Origin of the sequence: Ruegeria marina, from assembly GCF_900101475.1 — a bacterium.
Lineage (GTDB): Bacteria > Pseudomonadota > Alphaproteobacteria > Rhodobacterales > Rhodobacteraceae > Ruegeria_B > Ruegeria_B marina.
This window is the reverse complement of the sequence record NZ_FMZV01000019.1, coordinates 48,750-64,172: the sequence shown is the minus strand read 5'-3', so window position 1 is coordinate 64,172 and position 15,423 is coordinate 48,750. Positions and strand designations below refer to the sequence as shown.

The window sequence follows — 15,423 nt, the reverse complement described above, 5'->3', positions numbered from 1 at the left end:
TCAGAACCCTTTCGGGCAGGAGAATCCGGAAAACACCGTCAGATCGAATGGGTTCTCGACGGAATTCGCGCGCAATTCGAAGCGGGCGCTGTGCCCGCCAGCGGCCAGACCCAGGTTGAATACTTCCGGCAGGTTCGTGGATTGCAGCCGCCCGGCCCGGATCAGGCGCAGAAATGCCCATGATCCGGTCTGCGACGTAATCTGATCACCCGTGCCGTCGACGGGCGTGAAACTGAGCGTGATCATGTTGGTACCGTCAGGCCCCGGCCAGGTCATGGGCATGGGTCGGGCCGCAGCGTTGAAATAGCTCAGCACCTGGCCATCCACGTTCAGCGTCACCCGTGCGGCGGTAGCACTGAGATCCAGCGGCGTCAGGTTGAACGCCATGACCGGTCCCGATCCGCCGGGGAACAATGCGTTCCGCAGCATCCGGGCATTCTCGAACGGCTTCAGCAAGCCGTCTTCCAGCCCCAGATCGGCACGCCATTGCCAAGGCCGGACGGAATTGTCGATATAGGTCTGCAAGTGATCATTGGTAAATCCGTCGATCAGCCCCCCCGCCCCGAAGAGCCGGGCAAAATCCTGCGTGTTCACATCAATGGCACTGCGCTGGTCGAACGGGTAGCGTCCGGCGGTCGCAGACAGGCAGAAGGGCAGGACATCCGCTTTCCAACGTGCGTTCAACTGATCGACGATGGCGTCGCGGGTTACACTGATCGTGTCGCCCGCAATGCCGCCGATCCAGTCGTCTATCGGGTCGGGCAAACCGGCCGCTTCGTTCACGATTGCCCCAGTCAACAGCGGCAGGCCACCACGCGCCAGAAGCGCCTGTTCGGGGTCCGGGCTGGCGGCTACGGTCTGCAATTCGTTCGACAGGGCCGTCAATGCCGAGACGGCGTCGTCCAGGAGCGGTGGCACGCCGTCCACTTCTTGGACCGTGGCGCGGATCGGAGCGAAATGAAGCGCAACAGGATTGCCGGGCAGCGCCTCGGGTTCGGCCGACCCTCCGGACTTTCCGACTACTTTGGATCCCTTCTTGAGCAGTCCGCCGATTTTTCCCAGCTTCTTCTGCGCCGCTTTCAAAGCCCCTTTCTTGGCCGCATCATTCCCGCCGCCGGTTCCTTCTTCGGGAATCCGGGTCAGATGGGTCTCGGCCACCACAGCAATGATCAACCGCTTGAGCGCGCTGTCCGCCGAAGACAGGTCCTTTAAATTCTGTCGCGCCTGCGGCAGGTCCGAGATCGGAGCGAGCCGCACATCGCGCAGGAACCCATCCCATTGGGCAATGAAATCATCGTAATAGAGTTTCAGGATATCCGCTTCCAGGACCGCGACCGACGCTTCGGCACTTTCAGCACATCCACCGGCAAAAACCTCGCGGTCCAGCACGGCCTGAGCCGCAACCTCGGGCACCAGGGGCAGAACCGTCTGGTGGAACCCGTCAAAAGTGAATGCGCCCGGCAAACCCACACGCAGCGTCTTTTCCGACAAGCGGGTCAGAACGCGCGCACCGTTCGGACCCGTATGTTCCGCCGGTATCCATTCGGGCAGACTGCTGATTTCGGGAAGGGTCAAGAGGTTGCGATAGGCGCGCACCGCAAGCGGAATCGTGCAGATGCTTTCCAGCGCGATCGTGACCAGTTCGGGATCAGGCGCGATCCGGTCGGTTTCCGCTCCGGCCCGTTCAATAGCCGCAAGTTGATGCAAAACCGCCTCTTCGGTCGGGAACGGATCTATGGGTGCAAAATCCGGCAGAACGACCTGCCACCATTCCGCGATATACTCTCCGTCGTAAGGAGAGCGCCCGGTAAACATCAGGTAGGCCTTGAGCGCGCCCATCAGGAACTCCGGGTCGCGCGAGTGCCGCCACATCGTGGCCTCGAGCATGGCCACCATCCGCGGTTCAAGGATGTTTCGAAGCGTACGGTCATAGGCGATGGTCTGTGCCCGCGACAACTCTGCTTCGGCTGTGGGGCCAAGAACCGTGAAAAAACTGTCAGGCACTTCGGCGTTGGAATTCAGCGTTTCGTTGGCCGCCTCCAGGGCCAGGTTCAGATCAAGCGGGTCGGTTGGCGCCTGACGCGAGGCAACATTGGACAAGCGCGCCGACAATTGCGCAAGTTCCGCTTCCTGGCTCCGGATCCCGGCGGAATAGCGTATGTATGAAAACAGGAAGAAAGTTCCGGTAACCACGATGACAAGGGCCGACGCCGCCAGCGTTCCACGCCAGATCCAGCGTCGGCGATCTTCGGCCCTTGGATCGAAGCGACCGATACCTGCCTCCGGAAAGATAAGGTCCGTAAGCAGGTTCCGCAGGAAATACGAACGGCTTTCGCCATGCGCCCGGCGCTCGGGCGCCGGTGGCGCCAATCCTACCGATTGCGCCATTCCCGACAACATCCGGTCGATGGGCGAGCCTTCCTGAGTTCCCGAAGTAAAATAGAATCCCCGCAGCCAGGGGCTGTCTTCATATCGGCTCTCGCCGAACACTGCGTCGATCAACACCTTCATCGGACCGGTCAAAGCCGCGAACTGGCCCGGAAAACGAAACAGCTCGGCCCGTTTCGACAAAGGCAGATCCGCCCCCAGCCGGGCAAGAAGACGCGATTCCAGCTCCTCCTGCAACGCGCGCATCTCACGCTCGACGGTCACCCCGTCAACACGGTCTTCAACCCCCAGGGTGGCCCCCCAGACCTGTTCCCGACCACGTGACGACAGGTCGCCGAAAAACTCTTCGAACCCGGGCACCAGATCGACCTTGGTGATCATCAGGTAGACCGGCAGCTTAATACCCAGTTCGTCACGCAGTTCTGCCAAACGTTTTCGGATTTCCCGGCCATAGTCGCGAATGGCCGCGTCGTTCATCGACAGTTCCTGGACCGACAAAGTCAGGATTACGCCGTTGAGCGCCCTTCGGCCACGGTGCTTGATCAGCAGGTCCAGGAACCCTTTCCATTCGGCCGCATCAACCTCGGGATCACTCATCTGCTGCACATAGCGGCCAGCGGTATCGATCAGAACGGCATCCTCGGTAAAGAACCAGTCGCAATTCCGGGTACCGCCCACACCTTTGATGTCGTCCGACAGGTCGATCGGGAAATGCAGTCCGGATTGACGCAGTGCCGTTGTCTTGCCCGTACCCGGCGGCCCGATGATCACGTACCAAGGCATGTCGCGCAGAAACTTCCGCCCGCCCAGTTTCGAGCGTTTCATCTGGTCAAGAATCGCGCGGAACTTGGCCTGCACTTCTGCCACGTTTTCTTCGCCGGGACGTACTTCCGGGTCTGCGGCAGCGAGATCCGCCACAAAATCGCTGTTCGCCCGGGCCGCACGCAATTGGCGGATCAGCAGGGACAGGAGCCAGAGGATCAGGATCAGGCCAATTACGATCAGCCGAACCATTTCGCTTGCCAAGGGATCGCTGTCGCCAATGCTGACAAGCGGTCCAAAGAACCAGATCAGCGCGCAAAGGACAATCAGACCGACTGCCGTCCAGAAAAGACGGGACAGGAAAAAGCCCAGGACCGATTTCAGTACCTTCATCGCCTAGACCTTCTTTTGCAGGATGATTTCGACGCGACGGTTTCGGGCACGCCCATCCCGGGTCTTGTTGTCGGCGATCGGTTCGGTTGCGGCCCGCCCTTCGGAAACGATGAGGTCCGCCGGGACGCCCGCCGCGACAAGCAGGTCGGCGATGGTGCGCGCCCGCGCTTCGCTGAGCCCCTGGTTCGACTGAAACGGATTTGACCGCTGCACGGGGACGCTATCGGTATGTCCGACCACCCTGACCGTACCGATGAACTCGACATTGCTCGTGATCACGCCGGCAATGGATCGGATCAACTCCTCGTACTCGACGTTCAAATCCGACTTTGCGGACCTGAAAACCTCGGGATCCGTCGATTGCACGACCACGACCGCGACAGAGACGTCCTCGCGCCCGGTCAGCGCCGAAACCTTGTCCTTTGGCGCTGCCTCGGCAACAAGAGGCAACAGTTCCAATACCACCGGCTCGAGAAGAACCGGTTCGGGTTGCGTTGTCTCGATGACCGGACGATAGATGTCCGCCCGCGCCGGCGGCGGCAGAACGGCGGCAAGAGTGTACAATTGTTCACCTCGGGCCGACAGCCGAACACCCAGACCCACGTAAATTGCTGCGACAAGCGCCGAAGCAATCAGCACGATGGCCCAGATCGGCAGAATGAAACCCCTGTCCTCGTCCTCGGCCAGCACACCCTGCCAATGCGGTGACAATGCACGGTCCAGCACATCAGGATCGCGGTTCAACCGGTCAAGCTGGCCGCGCAACTGCATGAGCGCCGCCTCGCCATTTCCACCCTGCACACGGTACTTGCCCCGAAATCCCAAAGCCGTGCAAACCTGCGCCAGTTCCAGCATCTCGGGGTCTCGCTCTGGGTGGCGCATCAACTCTTCGACCAGTTCGAAGTACCGCTCACCCACATCCACGTTTCCATAGAGCGACACCACAAGCGGCAGGCGCGGCCAGCCAGAAGCGCCGCCCCAGGGGGTGTTGATGGCGATGTCGTCAAGCAATGCAGCCACGAACCATGCGCCCTGATCGGCGCGGCTGAGCGGTACGCCTGCCGATACGGCGCTGTCCCGAGCATAGGTCAGATTGTCCAGCAACCGCGTACGCAGGGTTTCGGGATTGTCCGGGGCGGTTGCGCGTTCCAGCTCCGGTGCCAGACCCAGGAGCGGCGCGAAGGCGTTGATCAGCGGGTTGTTTCCGGCCCGGCTTTCTCTCAGGCGTGGTGAAACCCCGGGATCCCCGGCGTCCTGCCCCCCTGCCGCGGTACGAACGGGCGACGAGGATGCTCCGGCCGCGCCGCGCCTGACCGGTCGAACGCGTGTGCGCCCGGCGTCGTTCTTCAGCCCAAATGGATCATCCTTGGTCATGGTCTCACCGTGTCACGGCATAGCAGTCTATCTCGGGTTCGCGGTCGAGTTTTCCCGCAACACCCAGTACGAACCCCGGGGCATCGCGCAGCGCCGCCCAGTGTTCGGAGCTGCGATCCAGTTCGAGGCAGAGGCGTTCGCCATCATACGGGATTTCTCGGGGTTGCGAATGGAGCGGTTTCAACGCAATCCCCGGCAATCGCGATTTCCAGAGCGCGTCGAACTCGTCAGCCGCACCAACCGTGGCCTGATCGACAAAGATCTTGCGCAACATGGCCTCGGACATGTCACCCCCGATCCGCAAGACAATTCGGGAGGAATTCAGGATCTCGGGGTTGTCGATCCGGACCGTCCAGATGTTGTCGGAATGGCGCGAAACCCGCAGCGCGCGGGTCTTGGGTTCGACATGTCGAAGCGACAGGACAAGCGACCGCAGCGTGTTGGCCAGTTCGTCAAAGGCCGGTTGCGGATCAGCATGATCATAGTCCGGCAGCACCGCCATGCGGCGCGCCGAGGCCCCATAGGTGGACATCCGCCCCGCCAAGCCCGCCAACTCGGCATAGAGTTCGGACGGATGGCAATCGTTCTGCTTCAAAAGATGCGCCACCCTGGGACGCGCGGCATTCGCCAGTTCGAGGATAAGCAGGTTTTCCATCGAAGCCCCTGCCCCTCCGATCACCATAGAGGCATGCGCTTCGGCAATCCGGTCCAGGCCTGTCAGTAATTCGCGGAGAAAATCACCGTACCAGGCAACTGCCGACAACCTGAGAGCCGGCGGCAGAAAACCGGGCACCAGTGCCACACCGCCGTCCGCCCCCAGACCTTCCAGCCGTGCTATGGGCAAGACGGTGTAGCCTTTGCCGTCCTCATCCGGTCGCAGAAGCCGGGGCGCGAGGCGGGCGGTTTCGATCTCGGCCGGGTCGGCGCCGTCGCGGATCACATCGCGTACCTCTGCGATTTCACCGCGATAGCGTGCGCCGGAGGGGTCCGCGTGCGAAGGGTCGATTTGCGCGGCTCCCGCCCGTTCTGCCGGTATGGCAAGCGATACGAGTCCCGGCTTCATGCCTGCCGCCACCCGGACAGGGGTGACGTCTGCCGTGGAGTCAGGCAATGAAAACACGGTTCCGTCCGGAAACACACCCTGCGCCGACGAGATGCTGATCAGCCCGGCCTCCAGTGCCGCCTGGTCGAGTTCCAGCCGCGTGAAGCCGAAGCTTTGCCGTGGCATCGCCCCGAGCGCCGCGCGAACCAGCCATTCGCTGTGGCGGTCCTGCTGCTGGAAATGCTGTGTCCTGAGAAACAAGCCCTCGGACCAGACAACCCTGTTCGTATTCGACATGCCTGCCGTTCCCTTCTTTTCTTCAGGCTACCGAAATACCGCCCGCTCCGACAGTCACTGTAAGGCCCCCGCTGCTTTTTGGTGCGGGAACCCGACTGCGAAAGTTCTTGCCGGCGGGCGACCGGAAGCCCGCGACCACCCCGACCGCCGCGACGCCCGGCTGGACCGAAATGACCTTGGTCACCGGAGTGGCGCCCGACACGATGATCTGGTCGGCCCGCACGAAATCCGTGCCCAGTGCGGCGGCGGGGTTTTGCAGGGCGAAGTAGTCCGCGCTGTCAAACGCGCCCGTCCCGGTCATCTGGACAATGGTCAGCGTCAGCGGGCGATCAGCGCCATCCGGCCCCGGATTCATGCCGGGCGTCCCGACAGCCTTGACCGTCAGGTTGGCAGCCGAAGGCCCCAAACATCCCGAAAGCCCGGCAACGGCGGTCACTCCGCCCAGGATCACGAATTCTCTGCGTGCAAAAGACATGTCAGTTCCTCCGATTGTTTTCATATGCTTCCCTGAAATCATGCCCGACCTCGCCCAGGAACTGCTCTTCGGCAGCCCGCGCTATTTCGCGGTAACGTTCCTGGTAGAGTTGCCACATCTTGGCGCTGCGTCCGCCGGCGATCAGCTTTTCCAACAGACCGGTTTCCGCGAGCTCACGTTCAATTTCTTCGGGATCGAATTTGTCGATCATCCGCCTTAGTGCCGTTTGCAGCGCTGTCCAGGTCCGCAACTGGTGATCGACAAGATCGCCATATGCCTCGGCCACGGCGCGATCGGGCGGCAAATAACCAGCCCCGCGCGGACGCAACAGGGCCGCAAGCGCCTCGTCTGTCGAGGCCAGAAATTTCAGCGGGTTGACATCTGCACTGGAAATCAGGGTCTGAGCCACCCTGACCTTCTGTTTTTCCTGCGCTCGCGTCCGCAGCAACAGCATCAGCCCGTCCACCAGTTCGCGGAGCCGGGCGCCGACCGCTTCCATTTCCGCTTCAAAGTCTTCCGCTTCGAACCTGTCGGCCTGCAGGCCGAGGCCACGGAACAAGGCGGCCCGAAGAACCTCGGATTCAGCCCCGCCCGCCGAAACCGAAGGCGGTTCCGGCGGCGGAACCGCAGAAACGGGGTTCTCGGCCGCGGCAGGCGGATCAAACCGGACCGGCGTGCTCTCCGGAGCAGGCGTCGCTTCACGCGCCGGCTGCGGCGCGGGCGTGTCGAAATATCCACCTCGCCTGCCGCTGGCTGGAGGCACATCCTGTTCCGGCTTGGAGCCTTCGAAAGCGCGGCTCAAGTCCAGCCCGAACGGGTCTTCCTGCCCGAACGGACGAGGGGTTGCAGGAGGGGCGCTGCGTACCTGCGACCGGTCCTCGCGACGCATGCCGAACGGGTCCGGCAGCGTCTCTGGCCTGCGCGGGGTCTCCGGTATCGGTTCGGCAGACCCAAATGCGAAAGGATCTTCTTTTTTTCCTGTCGCCTCGGTTGCTGGCACTTCGGTCGACGTTTCGACCCGGAACACGAAATCGCCCAGCCGCAGACGCATCCCCTGTTCCAGAGGCACGGAATTTCCCGCCCCGAGCGGATTGGCGGCATTGTCGACGAACAGCCCGCCGCTTGATGCATCCGTGACCATTACCGCGCCATCCTCCTCGCTGAGGATCGCGTGCCGCCGTGACACGAACATGTCCGGATCGTCCAGCCGCCAGTCCGCCTCGTCGCTGCGTCCGATGACAACCTGTCCGCCCGAATAGGGAATCTCGGTAAATCCCTGTGGGCGCGGTGCATTTTCGAGAACCAGCCGCAGCATCATGACCGAACCCTCCGGTCGGGGCCCGTTATCCGCGCAAAACACATGTCGTCGGCGCCACGAGAGAGATCCGGCGCCAGCCACGCGGTACGCCCCAGTCGCGCCGATCCCAGGCGCGCGGCCGGAACTTCTCCGGGGGCCAACACCAAACGCAGATCATAGTCGACGCCCTTGCCCTCGGCAAAGATCACGGCGCGCCGCAATCTCTGCCATGTAGCGTTATCGTCAAGAAATGCCTTGAAATCCGCGAATGAAAGCGGCCCGACCCGGATTTCCGCCCGTGACTGCCGGTCGAAGACCCGTGCGCCGGCCACCGCCCCGCGACCGAGCCCCGCGTGGGCCTGCCCCAGCCGGGTCTGCAGATGCGACGGAAGGGTGATCCAATGACCTGTGAACTCGCGAATGATCACGGGCAATTCCAGCACGGTCGAAAGAAAAGCCGACAACCGGCCAGGGCTTTGTACCTGTTGCACCAGCGCGGTTGCCTGTCGCAACTTGCCATTGTCCAACCGTCGGTCGCCGCTCGCCGTGCCGGGCAGGCCGATCCCGGACATCGCCCGCATCATCGCGCTGACACTGCCGCCGCCCGCGTGACCGACCTGGACATCGGCCCGCGCGTCGGCCCAGGCCCGCCAGTAAAGCGCTATGTGCCGGTGTTGGATCATGTTGATGAAATTCAGGAACGACGTATCTGCGGTCGCACCCGAGGTGTCGCCGGCAAACCAGCGGTTGGACATCCGCTCCATGATCCAGCGCGTCATGTGCAGTGGCATCGGCCCCTCCGGGCCGATCAGCCCCAGGACGTTCACCGCAACCTCAGGCGGGCGACCGTCTACACCACGCTTCACCTCCGCAACGTCGGAGGCCGCGAAAACCAGTCGTGGCGATTGACCCAGACGCGCAGGTTCCGAACCGGGACCGCCCGCACGCCCGAACCGTGCGCCTTCACGTTCCAGAAGCCTCAGCAACTGAAAGAAGTCCATGCGGAGTACGCTGTCGGCATGTTCTGTCAAATCAGAACCCTGCCGCCCGGTTTCATGGGCCATGTAACCTCCAACTGTTGTTGCATGAGCCGGGTCTTCGTCCGGACAAATGAATTGGTGGCCGCAGCGCGGGTAAACACCTGTGCCAACAGGGCCGAAAGCAATAGGGCACTCCCGCCGGAGAGCTGGCTTTCGTCGACGTCGAGCGTAATTTCGGTGCCGTTGCCAAAACAGATCGGTCCGGGCACCTGCAATCTTTCGATCAATGGGCGTGACCCGAGCCCTGCAATCGAACGTCCGTGCCGCGCCAAAGCCGGATCCCCGCGGTCCGCGTATAGCGCGACCATGGCGCGCAATGGTTCGGCTCCGGCGTTGTCTTCGGCCAGCGAGACAAAACCCAGACTGAGTTGCGCGATCCACCTCCAGATCAGATCGTTCATCCGCTCCTCGCCTCCCGGCCCACCCGGGCGGGCACTGCGCAGCGAGGGACGCGGCCGCCGGAAGGGCTGGAGAAGGTTGACGCCACCGACCGGGTCGCCGGTCTCAAGGGTCAGGACCGGCGTGTCGTCCAGAATCGGAAGATCCCTGTTCGTGCACAAGGCCCGGATATCCAGCCGGCTCGGCGGCGCCCCGCCCGGCTTCGCCCCGGCAGGACGCGCCACCGAGATGAACAGGTCGTCTCCGGTGTAGCTGGTTCGGGTCTGACCCCGGCGAAGTTCGTCCTCGCCGGGACGGCGCGGGCGTCGGTCCGTCGTGTAGACAAATCCGCTGTCGGCCTTGTCCTCGAATGAGAAGAGCGGCGGAACGACCGCCTCGGGGCCGTTGACATCAGCGTTCTCGACCCGCAGCAGCCGGTAGATCTCGAAATCGCGTGGCCGCGTTCGGTCGGCATGTACGATATGCCCTGACCGATGCCTGTCGAGCCCGACCAGATTGCATTCGTGTTCGAAAAGATTGACCAGAGGCGCGACAAACAGCCTGAAATCGTCCGCACCGAGATCGCGCAGATTGTCGAATGGCTGACGCAGCAACAAGATCAGTTCCAGATCTGCATCCCCAGCCGCACGGACACTGGTTGAAAGCCCCGCAAGAGTGACGCCAAGGAATCTTTCCGGCATGAGAAAGTATTCCCTGAGCAGCCGATATCCTTCGAAGGCCGGTCGCACCCGCGGCAACAAGGCCTGATTGTCCGAGAGCCCCACCATGGCGGGCGGCGCGCAATGCTCGAATGCAGCGCCTTGCCGGGCCGGCCGTGACAGAACCGCGGCGCCAAACCCGAAGATCGCATCGAACAGCATGGACCCGCGTGAGGCCATGCCGAAATGCAGATCGATCTGGTCCAGGGACAAATCGGCCAGTGCTCCTGGCCCGGCCCGTCCCAAGACCAGCCGGATACCCGCGGCGGCGTCCCGGACAAGACGCTCAGGCACACCTGCCTCGGTCAATGCGCCGACATCTTGCAGATAGGTGGCAGTTTTCAACTTGATCGGCCAAAGTTGCACGTCCTGCGCCGTGGTATAGACCGCTCGTGTGCTGAGACCCTGTTTCAGGCCGGCGACCAGCCGTGTCCCCCGTCTGACCAGATGGCCACCGGTCATGCTTTCCACCTGGGGACCGGGTTTCAGCTGGGCCATCGACATGGCCGGGCCGGGCCCCGCAAGGTCGGGATAAAGCATGTCGAGCAGGTTGCGCACATAGCGGCTGGCCTCGCCATCGACCTTGAGCCTTGTCCGGGCAGCCAGGAAGGCGACACCTTCCAGAAGACGTTCGACGTAGGGATCGGTACAGGGAACACTGTCCAGCGACAGGTTGCGCGCCACATTCGGGTGCAGCGCGGAAAACTCCTGGGCCAATGCCCTGAGCTGGATCAATTCTTCCTCGTAATATTCCAGAAAGGTTTGATCCATCAGATTTCCTCAAGCTGGGTGCGGGCCTGCCCATTATCCAGATCAACGGTTGTCGACAGGCGTAACCTCTCGGGCACCGGCGACAACAAGAGCACCCCATCCACGTCTATACGCATCCCGGTCTTGTCGCCGACACGAACCTTGACCTTGACACTGTCCCGGCGCAGGCGGGGTTCGAACACCTGCAATACCTCTCGGATCTCGCGGGCCAGTTCGTCCTTGTCGAAATCGGTTCCCGACATTCGACCTGCGAATGACGGCACTCCGTAGTTCAGTACGCTGCGCCGCACTTCCGGAAAACCGGCAAGCCTTGCTGCGGGGGTTTCGACAGACAAGGCTTCGCGCTCGGTCATCAGGAAGTCTGCTTCCAGTCGTTCGACGTTGAAAAGCATCTCGATGTCACGACGGACCGCCTCGCGCAGCACATCGGCGGAAACGACGACACCGCGGTCTTCAAGCCGTGCACGAATCGCCAGCTTCTGCTGCAGATGATGCAGCAGAAGCCGGGTCTTCTCGGGTAGATCGGTGCGCTTTTCAATGGCTCGGGGACCACCTGCAACAATACGATCCACATCTTCCATGTTGCCCAGAATGCGCGCGAGTTCCACGCGCATTCCATCAGTTTCCGCAACCAGCCCCGGCAGGTCGTCAACAAGCCGGTCCCAGAGCGATGGCTGCACTGCTTCGTGCCGTGACGTTCTTATGTCGTGGGCCTCAGCCATGCGCCGTCGTCCGCTTCTTCAAATCAGACGCCTTTTGCGATGTCGTATTCGACTTCGTGCTCGTCACCCGCCGAGTGATCGTCGGCTTGCACGACATACTTGATTTTGACCTGCTCGAAGTTAAGGCCACCCTCTTCTTCGATCATGTCATGAACATCGGAACTGTTTCCAAGTACCTCATACTTGGAGATGATGACGTTCGTCATCGTGATGGTCAGATAGTCGAGATGCGCCTCGCCCGAATCCTTGCGCACTGTCAGCACGACTTCGTCGAACGATTTGGCCTGCATGCATGCCAATGCAAGATACGGCGACGACGCATCATAGATCTTGCGGAACTTCAGCGCATCGACACGTGCACGCGCTTGCGAACGACCGCGACCCACCTGGGCAACAGCGGCCTGCTCGATCAGCCACTGGATGTCGTGAATATCGATCTCTTCTTCATGGTCAGCGCGTTGCGATTCCCCGTCGATATCGGGGATTTTCAGATAACCGGTCAACGGCATGGTTCAGTCTCCCTTTTTTCAAGTTGAAGTTAACAAATCAGCCTTTTACGGAGGGCAGCTCCGAGACCAGCCTCAGGCTCGCATTGATGCCTTCGAGTTGGTAATGGGGCCGCAGGAAGAACCGAGCGTTGTAATATCCCGGGCGTCCTTCGACACTGTCCACCTGTACCTCGGCCGCAGCGAGGGGGCGCTTGGCCTTGGCCTTGTCGTCGGCCATGGCAGGGTTGGCCAGCACATAGCGGTTAATCCACTCGCTGAGCCAGACCTGCATGTCCGAACGCTCCTTGAATGTCCCGACCTTGTCGCGCGCAATCGCCTTGAGGTAATGCGCGAACCGGCTGACCGGGAACAGATATGGAAGGTTTGCGGAAAGCCGTTCGTTGGCCTGTGCGTCCGGATCGACCAGACGGCCGGCCCGCGCCTCGTCGTCCTGGAGGCTATGTGCCCCGATGAACGCGGCAACGTCGGTGTTCTTGCGGTGCAGGATCGGCATCATCCCCAGCTTGGCCAACTCCGCCTCGCGCCGGTCGTCGATGGCGATCTCGGTGGGGCATTTCATCGCCACTGATCCGTCATCCGTTGGGAAGGTATGGACCGGCAGGTTTGTGACCGTTCCACCGGATTCAACCCCGCGGATCTGGGTGCCCCAGCCATAGAGCTTGTGGCTGCGGTTGATGTTCACACCCATGGCAAAGGCCGCGTTCATCCACACATAGTGGTCGTGCTTGCCGTCGATCTCTTCCTCGAAATCGAAACCTTTTACCGGCACCGTGTCAGCCCCGTAGGGAAGACGTGCCAGAACCCGTGGCATGGTCAGACCGATATAACGCGCATCCTCGCTTTCCCGCAGGGATTGCCAGCTGGCATAGTCCGGACTCGACACGATCTGCTCCAGATCCTGCGGGTTGGGCAATTCCTGCCAGCTTTCCATCCGGAACAGTTGTGGCGCGGCCGCCGCGATAAAAGGCGCGTGGGCCGAAGCGCAGATGCCGGACAAGTTGCGCAACAGACCCACGTCCTTGGGTTTGTGGCTGAACTCGTAGGCTCCGACGATTGCTCCGAAAGGCTCTCCGCCGAACATCGAGTATTCGTCGCTGTAGACCTTCTTGAAGATCGGTGACTGATCCCACATCTGGCCTTCGTAATCTTCCAGATGGTCCGCCAGATCCTCTTTCTTGATGTTCAGAACCCGTATCTTGAGTTTCTGGTCGGTTTCCGTGTTGTTGACCAGATAGTGAAGCCCCCGCCAGGTACCTTCCATCTGGCGCACTTCCTCGGAGTGCAGGATCTCGTTCATCTGGGTGCTGAGCAGGCTATCGATACCCGAGATCAGCGACTTTATGGACTTGACCGCATTTCCCGAGATCGTCGCCGTTCCGGACCGCTCCTTGGCAGCCAGCGCCAGGTTCTGGACCAGCGACTTGATCTTTTCCCCTTCGCTGTCCTTTACGCGGAAATCCTTCTCCAGAAGGTCGCTGAACTCGCCAAGATCAAGTGCTTCGGCTTCTGCTGCGCCCGCGGCGCCCTGCTTCTGTTCTTCGGCCATATCAGTCCTCGCTTCCGCCAGCATTGGTCTTGACCGCTTCTTCGGCGACCTGGGCCAGGAGCGGTTCGTTGTTCAGCAGTTGCGCGATGCGTTTTTCCGCATCGACCTTGCCGTCCATGTAGCTCAGCAATTCTTCGAGCTGTCGACGCATCTTCAGCAGTTCCGAAAGCGCAGGAACCTGCTCGGCAACCTTGTCCGGTGCGAAATCGCTCATGCTCTTGAAAGTCAGGTCAACGAACATCTCCTCGTCCGCCTCTTCCCCTTCTGCGGCGGGCAGCTTGTTCGGGACCCGCGCCTTTACCCGCGGAGCCAGCGCCTCCATGAACTTGTTGAAGCGCCCGGCGTCGGTTTCGACAAAAGCCCGGTCTACGACCGCCTTCTTGGCTTCGCGCGTCTCGGATGCGCCAGCAAGGTCAGCCATGACCCCCATGACAAACGGAAGCTCGATCGTCGTCGGGCTACCATAATGTTCGACATCGTAGGCAATCTGCACCCTGGGGGCGCGATTGCGTTCGATGACCTTCTGCTTGCTTTCGCTCATTCTCGTGACCTCTCCTGACTTCCCTTACTTCTTCTTCGGCTCTTCCATGCCGGCGACCATCCGGAATTCCTTCAGCCCGGAAGGCGCGACTTCTTCCATCAACTGCACAAAATCCATCGCCACCATTCGGCGCAGACGACGGGCCAGATGCGGAATCGGACTGGACGGTTCGGTACGTTCATAGAACCCGATGATCGCATCGAGGCTCTTTTCGACATCTGCCCGCGAGCTGATGCTGCCAGGCACCCCGGAAGTTGCGCGCGGCGCCGGCGCGCCTCCGGTCGACGTGGGCGCGGGAGCAGGTTCGGCTCCCGCCTCCTGGACAGGGGCCACATCGTTGCCCGCTGCATGGGCGATTCCGGCATTGATCGCAGCCTTGCTGCGTTCCAGGAAATCCGCCAGTTCCGGCAGGGCAAAACCCAGATCTCCGGCCCCGTTGGCCTTTTCGCCAAGGGCCGCTGAAATGGCCGATATACCTGCAAGCGCGGCGGACAAATCAGCCACCAACTCTGCGGCCCGCTCGGCGTCTTCAGCGGCCAGAGCACGGACTGCGGCAGTGACGCGATTGCGGCGTGCGCCGTGCGCCGCGACGATGGCATCCTTTTCGGCCTGGCTCAAACCGGATGCAGCCCGGTTCAGGACATCGAAATCACTCAACAGTCCCTCGGACAGTTCGCGGCCCGTCACCGGCCCGATCCCCCTCGGATTGAGTACGATGTTGAATTTCAGATCTCCGAGCAGGCCATTGTCGTCATTTTCCAGTTGACGCAGCGCATTCAGACGTGGAAGCGCGGCGGCCTTCAGATCGTCCCTGTCTCTCAATGCCGGGTGAAGTGCATCCCAGTGTTGCCGGATTGTCTCGGCCAACATGTCAAATCCCTGGGCGAGCCCGCCGAACCCGTCAAGATTGGCCGCTGCGCGTGTTGCAATCACCGACAGCCGCAGGTCCCGCCCTTGTCCGGCCAGCTCGATCACCTGATCCCACACGTCTTGCCAATCGACCTGCGAAGCACTTTCGTTGACCGAACCATCAGGGTTCAAGCGTTCGGATCGGGCGGCAGGCTGCAAAAGCCGCTCGATTGCGTGAAATGCTGGCTCGTTCCTCAGCTCGATTCCGGCGGGGTTCTCCCCCTCCGGTCCCGCGAGCAGGGCGCCAAAATCCATATCGA

General features: G+C 61.7%; 12 protein-coding genes. All 12 read right to left on the bottom strand.

The genetic code is table 11. The annotated features are described in order from the left end of the window. The 12 genes from tssM to BLT75_RS20460 all read right to left on the bottom strand — a co-directional run bounded on the left by tssM (window position 1) and on the right by BLT75_RS20460 (window position 15,418). A complete protein-coding gene (gene tssM, locus BLT75_RS20515) occupies window positions 1-3,543 on the bottom strand; it encodes a type VI secretion system membrane subunit TssM (RefSeq protein WP_093036482.1) in 3,543 nt (1,180 codons plus the stop codon). A 3-nt stretch (window positions 3,544-3,546) separates the two neighbouring features. Further along, on the bottom strand, window positions 3,547-4,917 hold the full coding sequence (icmH, locus tag BLT75_RS20510; protein ID WP_093036479.1) for a type IVB secretion system protein IcmH/DotU: 1,371 nt from the start codon (window positions 4,915-4,917) through the stop codon (window positions 3,547-3,549). 4 nt (window positions 4,918-4,921) lie between these two features. Then, window positions 4,922-6,256, bottom strand: coding sequence for a type VI secretion system baseplate subunit TssK (gene tssK / locus BLT75_RS20505; protein WP_093036476.1), 1,335 nt, complete (start codon window positions 6,254-6,256; stop codon window positions 4,922-4,924). A 22-nt stretch (window positions 6,257-6,278) separates the two neighbouring features. After that, window positions 6,279-6,731, bottom strand: a complete 453-nt coding sequence (gene tssJ / locus BLT75_RS20500) for a type VI secretion system lipoprotein TssJ (RefSeq protein WP_093036473.1) — start codon at window positions 6,729-6,731, stop codon at window positions 6,279-6,281. Between the two features lies 1 nt (window position 6,732). Next, on the bottom strand, window positions 6,733-8,049 hold the full coding sequence (gene tagH / locus BLT75_RS20495; RefSeq protein ID WP_245706599.1) for a type VI secretion system-associated FHA domain protein TagH: 1,317 nt from the start codon (window positions 8,047-8,049) through the stop codon (window positions 6,733-6,735). Then, window positions 8,046-9,092 carry a type VI secretion system baseplate subunit TssG gene (tssG, locus tag BLT75_RS20490; RefSeq protein WP_093036553.1) on the bottom strand — a complete coding sequence of 349 codons (1,047 nt, stop codon included), beginning with the start codon at window positions 9,090-9,092 and terminating at the stop codon, window positions 8,046-8,048. The genes tagH and tssG overlap by 4 nt, the downstream gene beginning before the upstream one ends. Beyond that, on the bottom strand, window positions 9,056-10,936 hold the full coding sequence (tssF, locus tag BLT75_RS20485; protein WP_093036470.1) for a type VI secretion system baseplate subunit TssF: 1,881 nt from the start codon (window positions 10,934-10,936) through the stop codon (window positions 9,056-9,058). Before tssF ends, tssG begins: the two co-directional genes overlap by 37 nt. Continuing rightward, window positions 10,936-11,550, bottom strand: a complete 615-nt coding sequence (tssE, locus tag BLT75_RS20480) for a type VI secretion system baseplate subunit TssE (RefSeq protein WP_245706604.1) — start codon at window positions 11,548-11,550, stop codon at window positions 10,936-10,938. The genes tssF and tssE overlap by 1 nt, the downstream gene beginning before the upstream one ends. 131 nt (window positions 11,551-11,681) lie before the next feature. Then, window positions 11,682-12,167: an Hcp family type VI secretion system effector gene (locus tag BLT75_RS20475; RefSeq protein ID WP_093036464.1), complete on the bottom strand. Its 486-nt coding sequence runs from the start codon at window positions 12,165-12,167 to the stop codon at window positions 11,682-11,684. A 37-nt stretch (window positions 12,168-12,204) separates the two neighbouring features. Continuing rightward, the gene (gene tssC, locus BLT75_RS20470) at window positions 12,205-13,713 is read right to left on the bottom strand and encodes a type VI secretion system contractile sheath large subunit (RefSeq protein ID WP_093036461.1); all 1,509 of its coding nucleotides are present in this window, start codon (window positions 13,711-13,713) and stop codon (window positions 12,205-12,207) included. Window position 13,714: 1 nt separating this feature from the next. Continuing rightward, window positions 13,715-14,254, bottom strand: coding sequence for a type VI secretion system contractile sheath small subunit (tssB, locus tag BLT75_RS20465; RefSeq protein ID WP_093036458.1), 540 nt, complete (start codon window positions 14,252-14,254; stop codon window positions 13,715-13,717). A gap of 24 nt (window positions 14,255-14,278) precedes the next feature. Continuing rightward, on the bottom strand, window positions 14,279-15,418 hold the full coding sequence (locus BLT75_RS20460) for a type VI secretion system protein TssA (RefSeq protein WP_093036455.1): 1,140 nt from the start codon (window positions 15,416-15,418) through the stop codon (window positions 14,279-14,281). Window positions 15,419-15,423: the final 5 nt, after the last annotated feature.

Excerpts from the sequence above, each read along its gene's own strand:
- tssM (WP_093036482.1), bottom strand. The coding sequence starts at position 3,543 with ATGAAGGTACTGAAATCGGTCCTGGGCTTTTTCCTGTCCCGTCTTTTC.
- icmH (WP_093036479.1), bottom strand. The coding sequence starts at position 4,917 with ATGACCAAGGATGATCCATTTGGGCTGAAGAACGACGCCGGGCGCACA.
- tssK (WP_093036476.1), bottom strand. The coding sequence starts at position 6,256 with ATGTCGAATACGAACAGGGTTGTCTGGTCCGAGGGCTTGTTTCTCAGG.
- tssJ (WP_093036473.1), bottom strand. The coding sequence starts at position 6,731 with ATGTCTTTTGCACGCAGAGAATTCGTGATCCTGGGCGGAGTGACCGCC.
- tagH (WP_245706599.1), bottom strand. The coding sequence starts at position 8,049 with ATGATGCTGCGGCTGGTTCTCGAAAATGCACCGCGCCCACAGGGATTT.
- tssG (WP_093036553.1), bottom strand. The coding sequence starts at position 9,092 with ATGGCCCATGAAACCGGGCGGCAGGGTTCTGATTTGACAGAACATGCC.
- tssF (WP_093036470.1), bottom strand. The coding sequence starts at position 10,936 with ATGGATCAAACCTTTCTGGAATATTACGAGGAAGAATTGATCCAGCTC.
- tssE (WP_245706604.1), bottom strand. The coding sequence starts at position 11,550 with ATGCGCGTGGAACTCGCGCGCATTCTGGGCAACATGGAAGATGTGGAT.
- BLT75_RS20475 (WP_093036464.1), bottom strand. The coding sequence starts at position 12,167 with ATGCCGTTGACCGGTTATCTGAAAATCCCCGATATCGACGGGGAATCG.
- tssC (WP_093036461.1), bottom strand. The coding sequence starts at position 13,713 with ATGGCCGAAGAACAGAAGCAGGGCGCCGCGGGCGCAGCAGAAGCCGAA.
- tssB (WP_093036458.1), bottom strand. The coding sequence starts at position 14,254 with ATGAGCGAAAGCAAGCAGAAGGTCATCGAACGCAATCGCGCCCCCAGG.
- BLT75_RS20460 (WP_093036455.1), bottom strand. The coding sequence starts at position 15,418 with ATGGATTTTGGCGCCCTGCTCGCGGGACCGGAGGGGGAGAACCCCGCC.